At 76.0% G+C, this 17,869-nt stretch carries 7 protein-coding genes; all 7 read right to left on the bottom strand.

Annotation, left to right across the window (positions count from 1 at the left end; translation table 11 throughout):
- Window positions 1–132 precede the first annotated feature (132 nt).
- Window positions 133–339, bottom strand: coding sequence for an MbtH family protein (locus ACIF6F_RS29725; RefSeq protein WP_399953557.1), 207 nt, complete (start codon window positions 337–339; stop codon window positions 133–135).
- Entirely contained in the window at window positions 339–7,574 is a 7,236-nt protein-coding gene (locus ACIF6F_RS29720) for an amino acid adenylation domain-containing protein (protein ID WP_399953554.1), read from the bottom strand. Before ACIF6F_RS29720 ends, ACIF6F_RS29725 begins: the two co-directional genes overlap by 1 nt.
- A gap of 293 nt (window positions 7,575–7,867) precedes the next feature.
- Window positions 7,868–13,090 carry a condensation domain-containing protein gene (locus ACIF6F_RS29715; RefSeq protein WP_399953551.1) on the bottom strand — a complete coding sequence of 1,741 codons (5,223 nt, stop codon included), beginning with the start codon at window positions 13,088–13,090 and terminating at the stop codon, window positions 7,868–7,870.
- Window positions 13,087–14,949, bottom strand: coding sequence for an amino acid adenylation domain-containing protein (locus tag ACIF6F_RS29710; RefSeq protein WP_399953546.1), 1,863 nt, complete (start codon window positions 14,947–14,949; stop codon window positions 13,087–13,089). The genes ACIF6F_RS29715 and ACIF6F_RS29710 overlap by 4 nt, the downstream gene beginning before the upstream one ends.
- 5 nt (window positions 14,950–14,954) lie before the next feature.
- Window positions 14,955–15,986 (bottom strand): TauD/TfdA family dioxygenase, encoded by a 1,032-nt coding sequence (locus ACIF6F_RS29705; RefSeq protein ID WP_399953541.1) that lies wholly within the window; start codon window positions 15,984–15,986, stop codon window positions 14,955–14,957.
- 47 nt (window positions 15,987–16,033) lie between these two features.
- Window positions 16,034–16,852 (bottom strand): thioesterase II family protein, encoded by an 819-nt coding sequence (locus tag ACIF6F_RS29700; protein WP_399953538.1) that lies wholly within the window; start codon window positions 16,850–16,852, stop codon window positions 16,034–16,036.
- Between the two features lie 12 nt (window positions 16,853–16,864).
- On the bottom strand, window positions 16,865–17,869 hold a 1,005-nt coding region (locus ACIF6F_RS29695; protein WP_399953533.1), incomplete at its 5' end, for an AMP-binding protein.

Genomic DNA, 17,869 nt, shown 5'->3' with positions numbered 1-17,869 from the left:
ATGGGAGGGGTAGTTGGAGCGGCAGATTGCCGGAAGTGCCGGTCCGCCGGCGGGAAATGGAAAAGCCGTGTCCGCGGCGCTGTGAAAGCGCCGCGGACACGGCCCGCAAAATGATTTACCGGGGATGTGGGATCAGGCGTACTGCGCGACGAGACTCTTCGGCCGGATGTCCGTCCAGTGCTCCTCGACGTACGACACCGCCTCGGCCCGGCTGCCCTCACCTCGGGCGATCTCCCAGCCGGCCGGGACCTCGGCGAAGCCGGGCCACAGCGAGTGCTGGCCCTCCTCGTTCACCAGGACGTAGAACGTGCCCTCGTTGTCATCGAAAGGATTGGTCATCACTGGCTCCTCGTCGGGTAATTCTCGCGGGTGCGGGAAAGGGTCTGCAATTTCTCGGAAAGTGCGCGTCCGATTCGGGCGAGCGGTTCCGGCTCGCCCATTCTCGTGTGAATGGAGTCGACGACGTGGTTCTCCACGGCACCGTCGACGTACGGAATCCAGTTGGTCACCAGGGCGTCCGTCGGCACGCCCGGTTCCGTCGCCGAGAAGAACAGCAGGTCGGTGGCGACCCGGCGCGGCGCGTACAGGTTCATGATCTCGGCGTGGTTGACCGAGGCCCCGATCACCGAGGTGATCTCCTCGTCGGAGAACCCGCCGAGCACCGGATCCTGCGCCCGGACCAGCTCGATCAGGGCGCCCACGTCGAACGGCGCGTCCTCGGGCTCGTCCGTGTCGCCCACCAGCATGTCCCGCTTCTGCGCCGGGGTCATGGCCCGCCGGACCGGCTCGGTCGGCAGCAGGTGCACGTCCATCATCGCGATCAGCTCGGTGCGCTCGCCCAGCTCCGCGAGCCGGGCGGCCAGGGCGTGCGCCACGGTGCCGCCGAAGGACCAGCCGAGGAAGCGGTACGGGCCCCAGGGCTGCACCTGCCGGATCCGCTCCAGGTAGTCCTCCGCCATCTCCTCGACGTTCGCCGGCGAGTGGCCGGGCTCGCTCAGGGCCCGCGCCTGGATCGCGTACAGCGGCTGGTCGGGCCCCAGGTGCTGGGCCAGGCCGGCGTACGGCCAGCCCACGCCCGTACCCGGGTGGATGCAGAACAGCGGCAGCTGCGTGCCCCGCGTGCTGAGCGGCAGCAGCACGCCCATCGGGTCGAACTCGCCGCCCTCCTGGCCGTCCCCGCCCAGCAGGCCCGCCACCGTCGGGGTGCGGAACAGGTCCCGCACCCCGCGCTCGACGCCCAGCACCGTCCGCATCCGGCTCACCAGCCGCACTCCGAGCAGCGAATGCCCGCCCAGGGCGAAGAAGTTGTCGTCGATGCCCACCTCGGGCAGCCCCAGGATCTCCGCGAACAGCCCGCACAGCACCTCCTCGCGCGGGTTGCGCGGCCGCCGCCCCGAGGACGCCGCCCGCAGCTCGGGCGCCGGCAGCGCCGCCCGGTCGGGCTTGCCGTTCACCGTCAGCGGGATCGCGTCCAGGACCGTCAGCGCGGCCGGCACCATGTGCTCCGGAAGCTCCTCTGCCGCCCAGGCCACCAGGGCGTCCCGGTCCACCCCGCCGCCGCCGGCGCGCGGGACCACGTACGCGACGAGGCGCTTGTCGCCCGGGCGGTCCTCGAAGACCACCACCGCCGCCTGGCCCACGCACGGGTGCCGGGCCAGCGTCGCCTCGATCTCGCCCGGCTCGATCCGGAAGCCGCGCAGCTTGACCTGGCCGTCCGCCCGCCCGATGAACCGCAGTTCGCCGCCGGGCGTCCAGTGCACCAGGTCGCCGGTCCGGTACATCCGCCCGCCGTCCGCGCCGAACGGGTCGGCCACGAACCGCTCCGCCGTCAGCCCCGGCCGGCCGACGTAGCCGCGCGCCACGTGCGAGCCGGCGATGTACATCTCGCCCGGCACGCCCACCGGCACCGGCCGCAGCCGCTCGTCCAGCACGTGGATCCGGGTGTTGTCCATCGCCGCGCCCAGGAACACGCCGGGCAGCTCCCGCTCGGAGGTCTCGAAGCGCTGGTGGTGCGAGGCGAAGGTGGTCTCGGTCGGCCCGTACGAGTGCACGAGCACCGTGTCCGGGCAGTGGTCCAGCACCCGCTGCAGGGCCGCCGGCGAGGCCACGTCACCGCCCGTCCACACCTCCCGCAGCAGCTTCAGCGTCTCCAGGCCTTCGTCGGCCATGACGTGGAACAGGCCCATGGTGAAGTAGGCGGCCGTCACGCCGCGTTCGCGGACCACCGCGTCCAGCTCGGCCACGTCCGTGCCGTCGCCCGGAGCCACGACCAGCTCTCCCCCGCCCAGCAGCGGCACCCACAGCTCGTACGTCGAGGCGTCGAACCCGATCGCCGAATGGACCAGCATCCGGCGGTGGTTGGCCATGTCCCAGCACCGGTCGGCGGCCAGCTCCACCACGTTGCGGTGGGTCACGCCCACGCCCTTGGGCCGCCCGGTGGAGCCCGAGGTGAACATCACGTACATCAGCGCGTCCTCGCCCACCTCGATCCCCGGGTCGTGCTCCGGGGTGCCCCCGGGGGCCGGGGAGTCGGCCGTCAGCACCCGGACGCCGTGCGCCCGCTCCTGCCGGACCGGCGCCGACTCCAGGTGCGCCTCCTGCGTCAGCAGCACAGACGCCGCCACGTCCTCCATCACCATCCGCACCCGGGCGTCCGGCAGCCGCGGATCCAGCGGGACGTACGCCGCACCGCACTTGAGCACCGCCAGCGCCGCGGCCGGCAGGTGCGGGGTGCGGTCCATCAGCACCCCGACCGCGTCGTCCCGGCCCACCCCCGCCGCCAGCAGCCGGTGCGCCAGCACGTTGGCCCGCGCGTCCAGCTCCGCGTACGTCAGGGTCTCGTCCCCGTACGACACGGCCGGCGCGTCCGGGGTACGGCGGGCCCGCGCCGCGAACACCTCGTGCACCAGCCCGCAGGGGGCCGCCGGGGTGGCCGTGTCGTTGTACGCCGTCAGCAGCCGGTGCTCCTCGGCCGCGTCCAGCAGCCGGACGTCACCGATCGCCACCTCCGGGTCGGCCGCGGCCGCCCGCAGGACCCGGCACAGGTGCTCCGCCAGCAGCGCGGCCACCGGGGCGTCGTACAGGTCGGTCGCGTACTCCAGCACCCCGGACAGGCCCGCCGGGCCGCCCGCCGCGTCCTCGGCCTCCCACAGCTGCACCGTCAGGTCGAACTTCGTGAACCCGCTGTCGAACGCCACCGGCGTGCCCGCCAGCGGCGAGTCCCCGTCGCCCGCCGGCTCGGCCGGGTGCACCTGGAGCACCACCTGCACCAGCGGGTGGTGGGCGGTGGACCGCTGCGGGTTGAGGTGCTCCACCAACTGGTCGAACGGCAGCTCCTGGTGCGCGTACGCCGCCAGGTCCGTGTCCCGGACCCGGGCCAGCAGCTCCCCGAACGTCGGGTCGCCCGAGGTGTCGCACCGCAGCACCAGCGTGTTCACGAAGAACCCCACCAGCCGGTCCAGCGCCTCGTCGTCCCGGCCCGCCACCACCGTGCCCAGCGGCAGGTCCGTACCCGCCCCGTGCCGGGTCAGCACGGCCGCCAGCGCCGCCTGCACCACCATGAACAGCGTGACCCCGCGCTCCTGCGCCAGCCGGGCCAGCGCCCGGTGCGTCTCCGCGTCCAGGGCGAACGCCGTCCCCGCGCCCCGGTGCGAGGCCTCCGCCGGACGCGTCCGCGCCCCGGTCACCTCCAACACCGGCGGCGCCCCGGCCAGCCGCTCCTTCCAGAACTCCAGGTGCCGGGCCAGTTCGCCGCCCGGCTCGTCGGCCGCGCCCAGCAGCTCCCGCTGCCAGAGCGCGTAGTCGGCGTACTGCACCGGCAGCGGCTCCCACTCCGGCGCGGCACCCCCCGCCCGCGCCCGGCAGGCCTCGGCGAGGTCGGCCAGCAGCGGTGCCGTGGACCAGCCGTCCGCCGCGATGTGGTGCACCAGCAGCACCAGGACCTGCCCCTCCGCCGGCCCGGCCTCCAGCAGCCAGGCGCGGAACGGGATCTCCCGGGCCAGGTCGAAGACGTGCCCGGTGGCCGCGTCGATCGCCGCCGCCAGGTTCTCCGGAGTGGTCCGCACCACGCCCAGCGCCGGCCGCGCCGACTCCAGCACGCTCTGGTACGGCCGCCCGTCGACCACCGGGTACACGGTCCGCAGCACCTCGTGCCGCGCGGCCACGTCGGCCAGCGCGTCGGCCAGCACCGCCGGGTCCAGCGGCCGGTCGAGGCGGAGCGCGAAGGGGATGTTGTACGAGCGGCTCGGCCCCTCCAGCTGGTCGATGAACCACAGCCGGCGCTGCGCGTACGACAGCGGCACCGGCTCGGGCCGCTCGGCCGGCACCAGCGCGGGCCGGGCCGCGGGCGCCGCACGGCCGGTCAGGTGCCGGGCCAGCGAGGCCGGCGTGGGCGCGATGAACAGGTCCCGGATGCGGGCCTCCAGGCCGAGGACCGCGCGGATGCGGTTGACCAGCCGGATGCCCATCATCGAGTGGCCGCCGACCGCGAAGAAGTCGTCCTCCGGGCCCACCCGGTCCCGGCCGATCACCTCGGCGAACAGCCCGCACAGGATCTCCGTGACGGCCGCCGGGCCGGACGCACCGCGCACCGTACCGGGACGGGCGGTCCCGTCGCCGTCCCCCGCCGGGTCGCCCCCGGCCGTACCGCCCCGGCCGGCGCCGGAACGGCCCGCCGCCTCCACGAGCCGCTCGCGCCGGGCCGCCAGACCCTCCGCGTCCGCGCCCAGCAGCTCCGCCGGGTCCGGGCGCTCCCCGGGCCGCGCGGCGCAGGCCGCGAGCGTCCGTACGTACAGGTCGAGCAGCAGCCGGCCGGTCTCCTCGTCGAACAGGTCCTCGGCGTACTCGCACCACACCTCGACCCCCGCCGGCACGCCCGCGGCGTCGCGCCGCTCCACGCACGACAGGCTCAGGTCGAACTTGACCGCCGCCAGGCCGGTCTCGGCGAACCGGCCGCGCAGCTCGCCCAGCGGGACCCCGGCCCCGCGCTCCGAGCCCTCCTCGGTGCCGTCCTCCTGCTGGACCGTCAGCATCACCTGGAAGAACGGGTTCAGCGCCAGCGAGCGCCGCGGGCTCAGCCGCTCCACCAGCAGGTCGAAGGGCAGCTCCTGATGGGCGTACGCGGCCAGGTCGGCGTCCCTGACCCGCTCCACCAGCTCCCCGAACGAGGCGCCGCCGGGCCCGCCCGACACGTCCGTGCGCAGCACCAGCGTGTTCACGAAGAAGCCGACCAGCTCGTCGAGCGCCTCGTCGCCGCGGCCCGCCACCGGTGTGCCGATCCCGAGGTCGTCGCCCGCCCCCACCGCCGCCAGGGCCAGGCCCAGGGCCGTCTGGAAGACCATCAGGGAGCTCGCGCCGTGCTCGGCGCCGACCTCCGCCAGCCGCCGGTGCGTCTCCGCGTCCACCCGCCCGACCAGCGTCTTCCCCGCCCCGCTCGGCTCGGCCGGCCGCGGCCGGTCGAAGGGCAGGGCCGCCTCCTGCGCCATGCCGTCCAGGGCCGCCCGCCAGTGCGCCAGCTGCCGGCCCGCCAGGCCGTCCGGGTCCTCGGGGTCGCCCAGCAGCTCGTGCTGCCACAGCGTGTAGTCGGCGTACTGCACCGGCAGCGGCTCCCAGCCCGGCTGCTCGCCCGCCAGCCGCGCCCGGTAGGCCTGGTCGAGGTCGCGCAGCAGGGGCCGTACGGACCAGCCGTCGGTGGCGATGTGGTGCACCAGCAGCACCAGCGTGGCCGCACCGTCCCCGGTCGTGAACAGGGATGCCCGCACCGGGAGTTCGCGCGCCACGTCGAAGGCGTACGCGCAGGCCGCGGCGGCCCGCGCGGCCACCTCGCCGGCCCCGCACGCGTGCACCTCCAGCGGCACCTCCACCGACTCCAGCACGTGCTGGTACGGCTCGCCGCCCGCCGGCGCCGGGTAGACGGTCCGCAGCACCTCGTGCCGCTCCGCCACGTCGGCCAGCGCCGCGGCCAGCGCGGCCCGGTCCGGCACCCCGTCCAGCCGCAGCACGAACGGCGCGTTGTAGCTCGCCGATGGCCCCTCCAGGGCGGCCAGGAACCACAGCCTGCGCTGCGCGTACGACAGCGGGACCCGGTCCTCCTCGGCCGGCGGCTCGAAGGCGGGCGCGGCCTCCCGCGCCGGCGCCGCGTCCCGCTCCTGCGGGACCGCGTCCCGCAGCAGCCGGCGGTCGATCTTGCCGGACGCGGTCCGCGGCAGCGCCGCGACCAGACCGAAGGCGCCCGGCACGGCGGCCGGCGGCAACTCGGCCCGCACATGCGCCCGCAGCTCCGCCGCCGTCGCCCCGTCCGCCACCACGAAGGCCACCAGCCGGACGACGCCCTCCGCGGGCCGCTGCGCCACCACGGCCGCCTCGCGGACCGCCGGGTGCGCCGAGAGCACCGACTCCACGGACGCCGGGTCCACCCGGTGGCCGTTGACCTTCACCTCGTCGTCGGACCGGCCCCGGAAGCCCAGCTGCCCGTCCTCCCGTACGGTCACCAGGTCCCCGGTCCGGTAGGCGCGCTCCCCGTCCAGGGCGGTGAACCGACGCTCCGTCAGCTCCGGCCGCCCGAGGTAGCCCCGCGCCAACCCGCCGCCCAGCAGCCACAGTTCACCGTCCACCACGGCCGCACGCACCCCCGGCAGGGGCCGGCCGATGGGCACCGGGCCCCCGGTGTACCCCGACAGGTCGGCGACGGTGGCGACCACGGTGGCCTCGGTGGGACCGTACGTGTTGAGCAGCCGCACGGCACCCGCCGCCCGCGACCACTGCGCCACCCGCTCCGGCAGCGCCGCCTCCCCGCCGATCACGACGGTCCGCAGCGCGGCGGGCAGGCCGGCCAGGCCGGCGGAGACGGCGTGGGCCAGCTCGTGCCAGTACGCGGTCGGCAGGTCCAGCACGGTGATCCCGTGCCGGGCGCAGCCGTCCAGCAGCCCCGGCACGTCGAGCATCTCGTCGTCGCGCAGCACCAGCGTGGCGCCGGCGCCCAGGGTCAGGAACACCTCCTCGACGCTGGCGTCGAAGTGCAGCGGCGCGAACTGCAGGACCACGTCGTCGGCGCCGATCCCGTACGTCTCCGTGGCCCCCGCGACGAAGTGGGCGAGGGCGTCGTGGCCGACGACCACGCCGTTGGGGGTGCCGGTGGAGCCGGAGGTGTAGATGACGTACGCGTCGCCGGGGACGATGTCCTCCCGGGCCGGCAGCACCAGGTCCCGCTCGCCGGACGGCACGGGCACCTCGCCGGCCGCGTCGCGCAGGATCGCGGCGTTGCGGGCGGCCGGGGCGTCCGGGTCGAGCGGCAGGTACGCGGCACCGGTCCGCAGCACCGCCAGCAGGCTGACCACCGCGTCCACCCCGCGGCGCCGGTGCAGGGCCACCAGGCGCCCGGGCCCCGCACCGGCCGCGGCCAGCTCGTCGGCACGGAAGGCGACGGCCAGCGCCAGCTCTCCGTAACTCATCCGGGTCTCGCCGTGCACCAGGGCGGTCCGCTCCGGGTCCTCGGCGACCCGGGCGGTGATCCGCTCCAGCGCCGGGGGCGCCGGGCGCACGGCGGGCCCGCCGTCCAGTACGTCGGTCGAGGGCATCGCAGATCCTCCAGACGGGGTGGGGCGGAGAGGCCACTCGGCCCTCGCTGCGACCACGGTAGGAACGCGGAACCGGCACAACCGGCAGTGCGGCAGGCAGGTTGGGCGGCGGTGGGGGTGCGGCGGTGTGGGGCGGCTTGGGCGGGGGCTGGGACTGGGGCCGTGGGCGAGAGGGGGGGTGCGGGCACGCCGGTGGCGCTTCGGGACGCGCGGAGGGGCATCGTCGGCCGCGTGGTGCGGCTGGCGATGCCCCTCGGCGTGGTGCGGGTGCGGTTGGTGGGTTGGCGTGTGTGCTAACTCCGCGCCCGGCGGCGGAGTTTCGTCAGGGGCGGGGCCGCGGGCGTCGTGGTCGCTTCGGCGAGGCGGGCGGCCAGGGAGGCGACCGTGGGGTGGCGGAAGACCTCACGAAGGGTGATCTCCCGGCCCAGCTCGGCCCGCACCCGGTTCACCAGGCGCACCGCCAGCAGCGAATGCCCGCCCACCCGGAAGAAGTTGTCCTCCCGGGAGACCTCCCGGCCCTCCAGCACCTCCGTGAACAGGGCGCTCAGCCGGTCCTCCCACGAGGCGCCGGCGGAGGCCGCCCCGGGCTCCGGAGCCGGGCCGGTGTCCTCCGTCACGAACGTCCCCGGCAGCGCGTAGTCCGGCAGCCGGGCCGCGGCCCACTCGCGCAGCTCCGGCTCCGCGACCGGCCCCGTCACGTACGCCGTCAGCCGGCCCCCGCGCACCTCCGCCCGGGCCCGCGTCACGGCAGGGTGCCCGGAGAGCACGCGGGCCACCCGCTCCGGGTCCACCCGGTAGCCGTCCACGGTCTCGCCGCGGGGCGCCGGCAGCGGGCCGGGCCGTCCCGAGACGTCCTCCGCGATCTCCCGGAGGATGCCGGTCAGCTCCGCCGCGAGGCGTGCCGCGGCGTCCGCGTCGTACAGGTCCCGCGCGTACTCCAGGACCCCCGACAGCCCGCCGTGGCCCGGGGCTTCGGTCAGCGCGAAGGTCAGGTCCGCCTTGGCCGTCGTGGCGCCCACCGGCAGCTGCGTCCCGGCCAGCGGCGAACCGGCCGCACCCGTGGCGCCCGTGGTCGCCGCGGCCAGTTGCAGGAACACCTGCACCAGCGGGTGGTGCGCGGTGGACCGGTGCGGGCTCAGGTGCTCCACGACCCGGTCGAACGGCACCTCGGCGTGCGCGTACGCCGCCAGGTCCGCCTCCCGCACCCGGCCCAGCAGCTCCGCCCACGTCGGGTCGCCGGACAGGTCGGTCCGCAGCACCAGGGTGTTGACGAAGAAGCCCACCAGCCCGTGCAGCGCGTCGTCCTCCCGGCCGGCCACGGTCGTGCCGACCGCCAGGTCGGTGCCCGCACCGTGCCGGGCCAGCAGCGCGCCCAGCGCGGCCTGCGCCACCATGAACAGCGTGGTGCCCGTCGCGTGCGCCACCCGCGCCAGGCGCCGGTGCGTGTCCGCGTCCACGGAGAAGGTCAGCAGGCCGCCCCGGTGGCTCGGCTCGGCCGGCCGTTCCGCGGCGTCCGACGGCTCGACCAGGGGCGGAAGCCCGGCCAGGGCCCGTTCCCAGTGCGCGAGCCGGGTCTTCTCCAGTCCGTCGGAGAGGAGCCGCTCCTGCCAGAGCGTGTAGTCGGCGTACTGGACCGGCAGCGGCTCCCACTCCGGGGACCGCCGCTGCGCCCGGGCCGCGTACGCCCGCGCCAGGTCGTCCTGCAGCACGTCCGTGGACCAGCCGTCGCCCGCGATGTGGTGCACCAGCAGCACCAGGATCTGCCCGCCGTCGTCCTCCGACACCAGCGCCGCCCGGAACGGGATCTCGGCCGCGAGGTCGAAGACGTACGCCGCCGCCGCGTCGGCCTCGGCCGGACCGCCCGCCCGGAACTCCAGCACCGGCCGCGCCCGGCCGTCCGAGGGGTCGAGCACCCGCTGGTACGGCTCCCCGTCCGCCACCTCGTACACCGTGCGCAGCACCTCGTGACGGCCCGCCACGTCCGCGAGGGCGGCCGCCAGCGCGGCGGGGTCCAGCGGCCGGTCCAGCCGGCGCACCAGCGCGATGTTGTACGTGGCGGACGGGCCCTCCAGCTGGTCGACGAACCAGAGCCGGCGCTGCGCCGGAGAGAGCGGCACCCGCTCGGGGCGCTCCCCGGCGGTCAGCGGCGGCCGGGCCCCGAGCGTGCCGTCCTGCCCGGCGAGCCGGCGGTGCAGGCCGGCCGGGGTCGGTGCGAGGAACAGGTCCCGGATGCCGACCTCCGTACCGAGCGCGGCCCGGATGCGGTTGACCAGTTTGCTGGCCAGCAGGGAGTGCCCGCCCAGCCTGAAGAAGTTCTCGTCCGGGCCGGCCGACTCCCGGCCCAGCACCTCGGCGAAGAGTCCGCACAGCAGCTCCTCGCGCGGCGAGATCCCGGTCCGGAGCCCGGGCGCGACGGCCCCGGCCCGGTCCCGCTCGGCGGCTGCCGCGGCCAGCGCCGCCACCCGCTCCCGCCGCGCGGCGAGCCCCCGCTCCTCCTCCGCCGTCAGCAACGTCAGCTCGCCGAGCCGGGCCTCCGGCCGCTCCGCGAAGGCCGTGAGCGCCCGCGCGTACAGCTCCAGCAGCAGCTCCGCCGTGCCCGCGTCGAACAGGTCCTCCGCGTACTGGAGGATCAGGTCCAGGCCGTCGGCCGTGCGGGCGCAGTGGAAGGCCAGGTCGAACTTGGCGGCCGCCAGGTCCGTGGTCGTCACCCGGCCGGTCGCCCCCGCGAAGGCCACCGACTCCTCCTCCGGGTCCGCCGCGACGGTGAGCAGCACCTGGAAGTACGGGTGGTGGGCCAGCGACCGGTCCGGGTTGAGGTGCTCCACCAGCAGGTCGAACGGCAGGTCGGCGTGCGCGTACGCCGCCAGGTCCGCCTCCCGCACCCGCGCCACCAGCTCGCCGGCCGTCGGGTCGCCCGACAGGTCCACCGGCAGGGCCAGGGTGTTGACGAAGAAGCCCACCAGCTCGTGCAGCGCGTCGTCGTCCCGGCCCGCGACCACCGTGCCGACGGACGGCCGGGTCCCGGCCCCGGCGGCCGACAGCGCCGCCGCCAGCGCGGCCCGCGCCGTCATGAACAGCGTGGCCCGTGCGGTCCGCGCCAGCGCCGCCAGGCCGGCCTGCGTCCCGGCGCCGAGCGCGGCCCGCACCAGACCGCCCCGGTGGCTCGGCTCCGCCGGCCGCGGCCGGTCTGCGGGCAGCTCCGTCACCCCCGGCAGGCCCGCCAGCACGCCCTTCCAGTGGGCGAGCTGCCGGCCGGCCGGGCTCTCCGGGTCGGCCGGGTCGCCCAGCAGCTCCCGCTGCCACAGCGCGTAGTCCGCGTACTGCACCGGCAGCGGCTCCCACTCCGGCGCCCGCCGCCCCGCCCGGGCCGCGTACGCCCGCGTGAGGTCCCGCAGCAGCAGCCCGTTGGACCAGCCGTCCCCGGCGATGTGGTGCACGAGCAGCACCAGCGTGTGCCCGCCGCCCTCCCGCGCCAGCAGCCAGGCCCGGAAGGGGATCTCGCCGGCCAGGTCGAAGGCGTACGAGGACACCGCGTCCGCGTCGGCCCCCTCCCGCACCTCCAGCACCGGCCGCGCCCGCTCGTCGGAGGCGTCCAGCACCAGCTGGTACGGCTCCCCGCCGACCGCCCCGTACACCGTGCGCAGCACCTCGTGCCGGCCGGCCACGTCCGCCAGCGCCTCCCGCAGCACGGCCGCGTCCAGCGGCCGGTCCAGGTGCACCACCAGCGGCATGTTGTAGGCGGAGCCGGGGCCCTGGAGCTGGTCGGTGAACCACAGCCGCCGCTGCGCCGCCGACAGCGGCACCCGCTCGGGCCGCTCCGGCACCGCGGTCAGCGTGGGCCGCGCGCTCCGGACCCCCTCCTGCCCGGCGAGCCGGCGGTGCAGGCCGGCCGGGGTCGGTGCGAGGAACAGGTCCCGGATGCCGACCTCCGTACCGAGCGCGGCCCGGATGCGGTTGACCAGTTTGCTGGCCAGCAGGGAGTGCCCGCCCAGCCTGAAGAAGTTCTCGTCCGGGCCGGCCGACTCGCGGCCCAGCACCTCGGCGAAGAGTCCGCACAGCAGCTCCTCGCGCGGCGAGCTTCCGGTCCTGAGCCCGGGCGCGGCGGCCCCGGCCCGGTCCCGCTCGGCGGCTGCCGCGGCCAGCGCCGCCACCCGCTCCCGCCGCGCGGCGAGCCCCCGCTCCTCCTCGGCGGTCAGCAGCGCCAGCTCGCCGAGCCGGGCCTCCGGCCGCTCCGCGAAGGCCGCGAGCGCCCGCACCCACAGCTCCAGCACCAGCTCGGCCGTGCCCGCGTCGAACAGGTCCTCCGCGTACTGCAGGCCCAGCGCCAGCCCGTCGCCCTCCTCCGCGCAGTACGCGGTCAGGTCGAACTTCGCCGCCGCCAGGTCCGCGTCCTCGACCTGCCCCGCCAGCTCCCCGAGCCGCACCGGCCCCGGACCCTCCCCGGCCGCGGCGTACGTGAGCATCACCTGGAAGTACGGGTGGTGGCCCAGCGCCCGGTCCGGGTTGAGCCGCTCCACCAGCAGGTCGAACGGCAGCTCCTCGTGCGCGTACGCCGCCAGGTCCGCCTCCCGTACCCGCGCCACCAGCTCCCGGGCCGTCGGGTCGCCCGACAGATCCGTCGGCAGCGCAAGGGAGTTGACGAAGAACCCGACCAGCTCGTGCAGGTCCTCCTCGGGCCGCCCGGCCACCGGCGTCCCGATGGTCACCGACGGACCCGCGCCGGCCGCCGACAGCGCGACGGCCAGCGCCGCCCGCACCACCATGAACATGCTCGCCCCGCCGGTACGGGCCACCGCCGCCAGCCCGGACCGCACCCCGGCGTCCGTCCGCGCCCGCACCGTGGCCCCCCGGTGCGTGGGCTCCACCGGCCGCGGCCGGTCCGCCGGCAGCTCCGTCACCGGCGGAAGCCCCGCCAGCACCCCGCTCCAGTGGGCCAGTTGCTCCGCCGCCAGGCTCTCCGGGTCGTCCGGGTCGCCCAGCACCTCCCGCTGCCACAGCGCGTAGTCCGCGTACTGCACCGGCAGCGGCTCCCAGCCGGGCGCCCGCCCCGCGCACCGCGCCCCGTACGCCGCCGACAGGTCCCGCAGCAGCGGCCCCAGGGACCAGCCGTCCGTCGCCACGTGGTGCACCAGCAGCACCAGGGTGGAACTCCCGTCGCCCGGCACGAACAGCCGCGCCCGGAGCGGCCGTTGGCCGGCGATGTCGAAGGCCTCCCGGGTGAACTCCGCCACCAGGGCGGCCACCTCGCCGGGCCCGCAGGCCCGCACCTCGACACCGTTCCCCGGCGCGGGCGCCTCCAGAACCCGCTGGTGCGGCTCGCCGTCCACCGCCGGGTACACGGTGCGCAGCACCTCGTGCCGCCCGGCGAGGTCCCGTACCGCCGCGTCGAGCGCCGCCCGGTCGGGCACGCCCGCCAGCCGCAGCACCACGGGCGCGTTGTACGTCGCGGACGGGCCCTCCAGCCGGTTCAGGAACCACAGCCGCCGCTGCGCGTAGGACAACGGGATGGTCGTCATTTCTCCAGCAGCCCCTCGATGAACGCGGCCAGGTCACGCAGCCGCGGGTTGGCGTACACGGCCTTCACCGGCAGTGCGACGGACAGCTCGGAACGCACCCGGGAGACCAGCTTGATGGCCAGCAGCGAGTGCCCGCCGAGCTTGAAGAAGTTGTCGTCCGGGCCGATCCGGGAGGCGCCCAGCACCGTCGCCCACACGCCGGCGATCAGCTCCTCCACCGGCCCCTGCAGCCCGGACCCCGTCTCCGCCGCCGCGTCCGCGGCCCCGGCCGGCGCGGCCACCGGAGCGGGCAGCGCCGCCCGGTCCAGCTTGCCGTTCGGCGTGGTCGGGAAGCGGTCCACCGCCACGAAGGCGCCCGGCACCATGTAGGCCGGCAGCCCCGCCGCCAGCCGCTCGCGCAGCGCGCCCTCGTCCACCGCGGCGCCCTCGGCGGAACGGTGGTACGCGACCAGGCCCGGAGCCCCGTTCAGGTCGTCCCGTACGACGACGACCGCCTCGGCCACCCCCGGGAAGGCCGCCACCGCGGCCTCGATCTCCGGCAGCTCGATGCGGTGCCCGCGCAGCTTGACCTGCCCGTCCGCCCGCCCCAGGTAGACCAGCCGCCCGTCGGGCAGCAGCCGGCACAGGTCGCCCGTGCGGTACATCCGCTGCCCGTCCGCCGCGCCCGGCTCCGAGTCGGCCACGAACCGCTCCGCGGTCAGCGCCGGCCGCCTCCGGTACCCGCGGCCCACCCGGGGCCCGGCCAGGTACAGCTCGCCGGTCTCGCCGAAGCCGACGGGCGCCAGCCTGCCGTCCAGCAGCCGCATCCGCAGGCCCGGCAGCACCGCCCCGATGTGCGGCGGCTCGTCCGCGTCGATCCAGCCGGCGGTCGCGTCGACCGTGCACTCGGTCGGCCCGTACAGGTTCACCGCACGCAGCACCCCGGCCTCGGAGCGCTCCACGATCCGGCGCCACAGCGCCGGGCCGACCGCCTCGCCGCCGACCAGCAGGGTCAGCGGGCGCGGCCCGCCGTCCTCGCTGATCAGGTCCAGCAGCGGGTCCGCGTGCGAGGGGGTGATGTCGAGGTCGGTCAGCGCCTGCTCGTCCACCAGCCGCGCCAGCAGCGCCGGATCGGCCCGCGTCTCGTCGTCGATCATCACGAGGGTGTCGCCGCGGCAGATGCGCACCCACTGCTGCACGGAGGCGTCGAAGGACGGCGAGGCGTTCCAGCCGACCCGGCCGCCGTCGGTGACCGCGATGCCGGCCCCCTCCAGTTCGGCCAGCAGGGCCGCGGCCGCCGCCCTGCCGATCTCCACGCCCTTGGGGCGGCCGGTCGAACCCGAGGTGTAGATCACGTATGCGAGGGCCCCGCCGGGCACGGGCACCGGCCGGAACGCTACCGGCTCCCCGGGCGCGGTCAGTTCGGCCACCGGCAGGTGCGGCACGCCCTCCGCGAGCGGCGCGTCGTCCGCACCGGCCGTCACCACCAGGTCGGCGCCGGAGTCCTCGACCAGGTAGCGGCGGCGCTCGGCCGGCAGTTTCGGGTCGACGGGCAGGTACGCGGCCCCCGCGGTGAGCGTGCCGATCAGCGCGGCCACCAGGTCCGCGCCGCGCGGCAGGCACAGCGCCACCACGGACTCCGGGCCGATCCCGCGGGCCGCCAGCCGGGCCGCGATACGGGCGGCCTCGGCGCGCAGCGCGTCGAAGTCCAGGCTCCGGTCCCCGGCCACCACGGCGGGCCGCTCGCCCGGCACCAGCGCCAGGCGGTCCAGCAGGTCGGCGGGGACGGTCCGGGCGGCGGGGACGGCGAGGTCGGCGGGGGCGACGGGGACGGCGCCGCCCATCGGGGCGGCCGAGGTCTCGGGAAGTACGGCGGTCATCGGGCTCACTCCCCGTGCAGGGCGGTCGAAGGGGCGGTCGCGGGACGGCAGTCGGCCAGGGAGACCGGCTCGCCCATCGCGACGAGGATCTTGCGGTCGCCCGTGAAGGCCTCGCGGCCGTGGGCGCACAGGATGTTGTCGACGAGCATCAGGTCGCCCCGCTGCCAGGTCTCGCGCACGGTCACCCGGTCGTACACGGCGTTGACCGCGTCGACCTCGGCGTCCGTCAGGCGGGTGCCGTCACCCAGGTACGTGTTGAACGGCAGGCCGTCCTCCCCGTAGGTCTCCACGAGCACCTCCCGCACGTCCTCGTCCAGGGTCCGGCTGTTCCAGAAGGCGAAGTGGTTGAACCAGACCCGCTCCCCGGTCACCGGGTGCGTCACGATCGCCGAACGGCGCTGGCGGGTGCGCATCGAGTCGTCGTCGAGCCACTCGTACCCGACGGTGTTCTCGTCGCAGTACGCCTCGGCGACCGCCCGGTCCTCGGTGGCGAAGGTCTTGTACCAGGGCAGCCCGGCCAGCTCCGAGTAGTTGCGCACCAGCAGCCAGCCGGCCGTCTCGAACCGCTCCACCAGCTCGGCCGGCAGCTGCCGCAGTGCCTCGCGCATGTCGCCGACGGTCGTGGCGCCGCCCGTCTCGGGGGCGGTGACGCAGCCGAACAGCAGCACGCCGGGGAAGTCCAGCGTGTAGCTGTTCTCGTTGTGCAGCCGGATCGGCTGCACCGCCGGCAGGTCGGTGGACGAGAACACGCCCTCCCCGAAGTCGGTGCGCGGGGTGGCCTTCTCCTTGTAGCCGGCGCGGGTCTCGATCAGCGCGTCGCGGGCCTGGGCGAATCCGGCCGCGTCCTCGACGGGCAGGCCGCGCAGCAGCACCGCGCCGGAGCGGTGCAACTCCGCCTGGATCGCGGGACGGTGGGCGGTGAGCCAGGCGACGGCCTCGGCCATCGAGGAGACCGGCGGCGCGGTCACGACGACGGGCTTGCCGGGCTCGCGCGCGGCGTCGAGGGAGGTGGCCGGGGTATCGGCGATCGCGGTCATGGCAGACGTGTCCTTGAGGTAGGGGAAGGAAGAAGGGGACGTACGGCTCAGGCGACGCGGGCGGCCGGCACGCCGCCGGCCAGGGCGCCCGCCGTGCCGTCGAGCACCGGGTTGACCAGCGCGAAGAACGCGGGCAGCTGCTCCTGGAAGTAGAAGTGGCCACCGGGCAGCACCGACATCGCGAAGCCGTCGTCGGTCACCCCGGCCCAGTGGGTCAGCGCCTCCACCGGCACGATCGGGTCCGCGTCGCCGCCGATCACGGTCACCGGGCAGCCGGTCCGCACCCGCTCCTCCGCGCACCGGTAGACGTCGTCGATCGCGAAGTCGGCGCGGATGGACGGCAGGATGATCTCCCGCAGTTCCGGCTCGTCGAGGATGCCGTCGTCCGTGCCGCCGCGCTCCTTGATGGCCGCCACCAGGGCCTCGTCGTCCAGGAGTTCGGGGTGGACGGGACTGGGGTTGGGCAGGAACGGGGCCCGGCAGGCCGAGGCGATCAGGGCGCGCGGGGCCCGGCCGGCGGCCCGGAGGGCCCGGACCACCTCGAAGGCCACCAGCGAGCCCATGCTGTGCCCCAGCACCACCAGGTCCTCGGTGCCCTCGGGCAGCGCGGCCACCACCGGACCGGCCAGGTCGTCCACGGACTCGGGCAGCGGCTCCGAGAAGCGGGCCCCGCGCCCCGGGTACTGGCCGATCAGCAGGGTGACGTCCGCGGGCAGGTGGTCGCGCCATTCGGCGTAGGCGTGGGCGTTGCCGCCGGCGTGCGGCAGGACCAGCAGCGCGGTGCGGGCCGGCGCGGAGCCGGGGATGGCCCAGACGACGTCCTCGGGCGCGGGAGCCGGGTGGTCGTGTGACATGTCGTACGTCATGGCGTACTCCGTTCAGGAGGAGGTGCGGCGGCGCAGGGCGGGACGGGCCCGCCGGGGTGCCGCGGCGGCGTCGGTCAGTGAGGTGAGGCGTCCGGCCAGCGCGGCCGGGGTGGGGTGCAGGAACACGTCCCGGGTGGTCAGCCGGGCCCCGAACGTGGTGCCGATGCGGCCGGTGAGCCGGGCGGCGAGCAGCGAGTGCCCGCCCAGGTCAAAGAAGTCGGCGTCGGGAGAAGGCACTTGGTCCGTGCGCAGCACCTCGGCGAAGAGGGCGCACAGCTTCTCCTCCGCCGGGGTGCGCGGCGCGCGGCCGGGTGCCGCGGTGGCGGACGGTGCGGGGGCGGGCAGGGCCCGGGTGTCGAGCTTGCCGTTCGGGGTGAGCGGCAGCCGGTCCAGGACGACCACATGGGCCGGGACCATGTGCTGCGGGAGCAGCGCGCGCAGCTCCTGCCGCAGCTCGCCGGACTCCCGGGCGGTGACCACGTATGCGGCGAGCCGCTTGTCCGCCGGCCCGGCCTCGTACGCGGTGACGGCCGCCCGCTCCACCCCTGGGAGCCCGAGGAGCACGCCCTCGATCTCGCCGGGTTCGACGCGGAAGCCGCGGATCTTGATCTGGGTGTCGGTGCGTCCGGTGTAGTGGAGGGTGCCGTGGGTGTCCCAGTGGGCTTGGTCGCCGGTGCGGTAGAGGCGGGTGCCGGGGGGTCCGTAGGGGTGGGGGACGAAGCGTTCGGCGGTGAGTGCGGGTCGGCCGAGGTAGCCGTGGGCGATGCCGTCGCCGGCGAGGTAGAGCTCGCCGGTCACACCGGGCGGGACCGGCTGGAGCCGCGCGTCGAGCACGTACGCGCACTTGTTGGCGAGCGGCGTACCGATCGGGACCGGGCCGGGGGAGTGGAGTGCGGGGTCGATGGTGTGCGTCGTCGTGAACCCCATGGATTCGGCGGGGCCGTAGCCGTTGGTGATGGTGAGGCGGGGGAAGCGGTCGTGGAGGAGGCGGATGTGGTGGGGTGAGGCGGGTTCGCC

Source organism: Streptomyces sp. NPDC086023 (assembly GCF_044540325.1).
In the GTDB taxonomy this organism is placed as follows: Bacteria; Actinomycetota; Actinomycetes; order Streptomycetales; family Streptomycetaceae; genus Streptomyces.
Note: the sequence above shows the minus strand (reverse complement) of the source record. Positions and strands in the feature narration are given on the sequence as shown.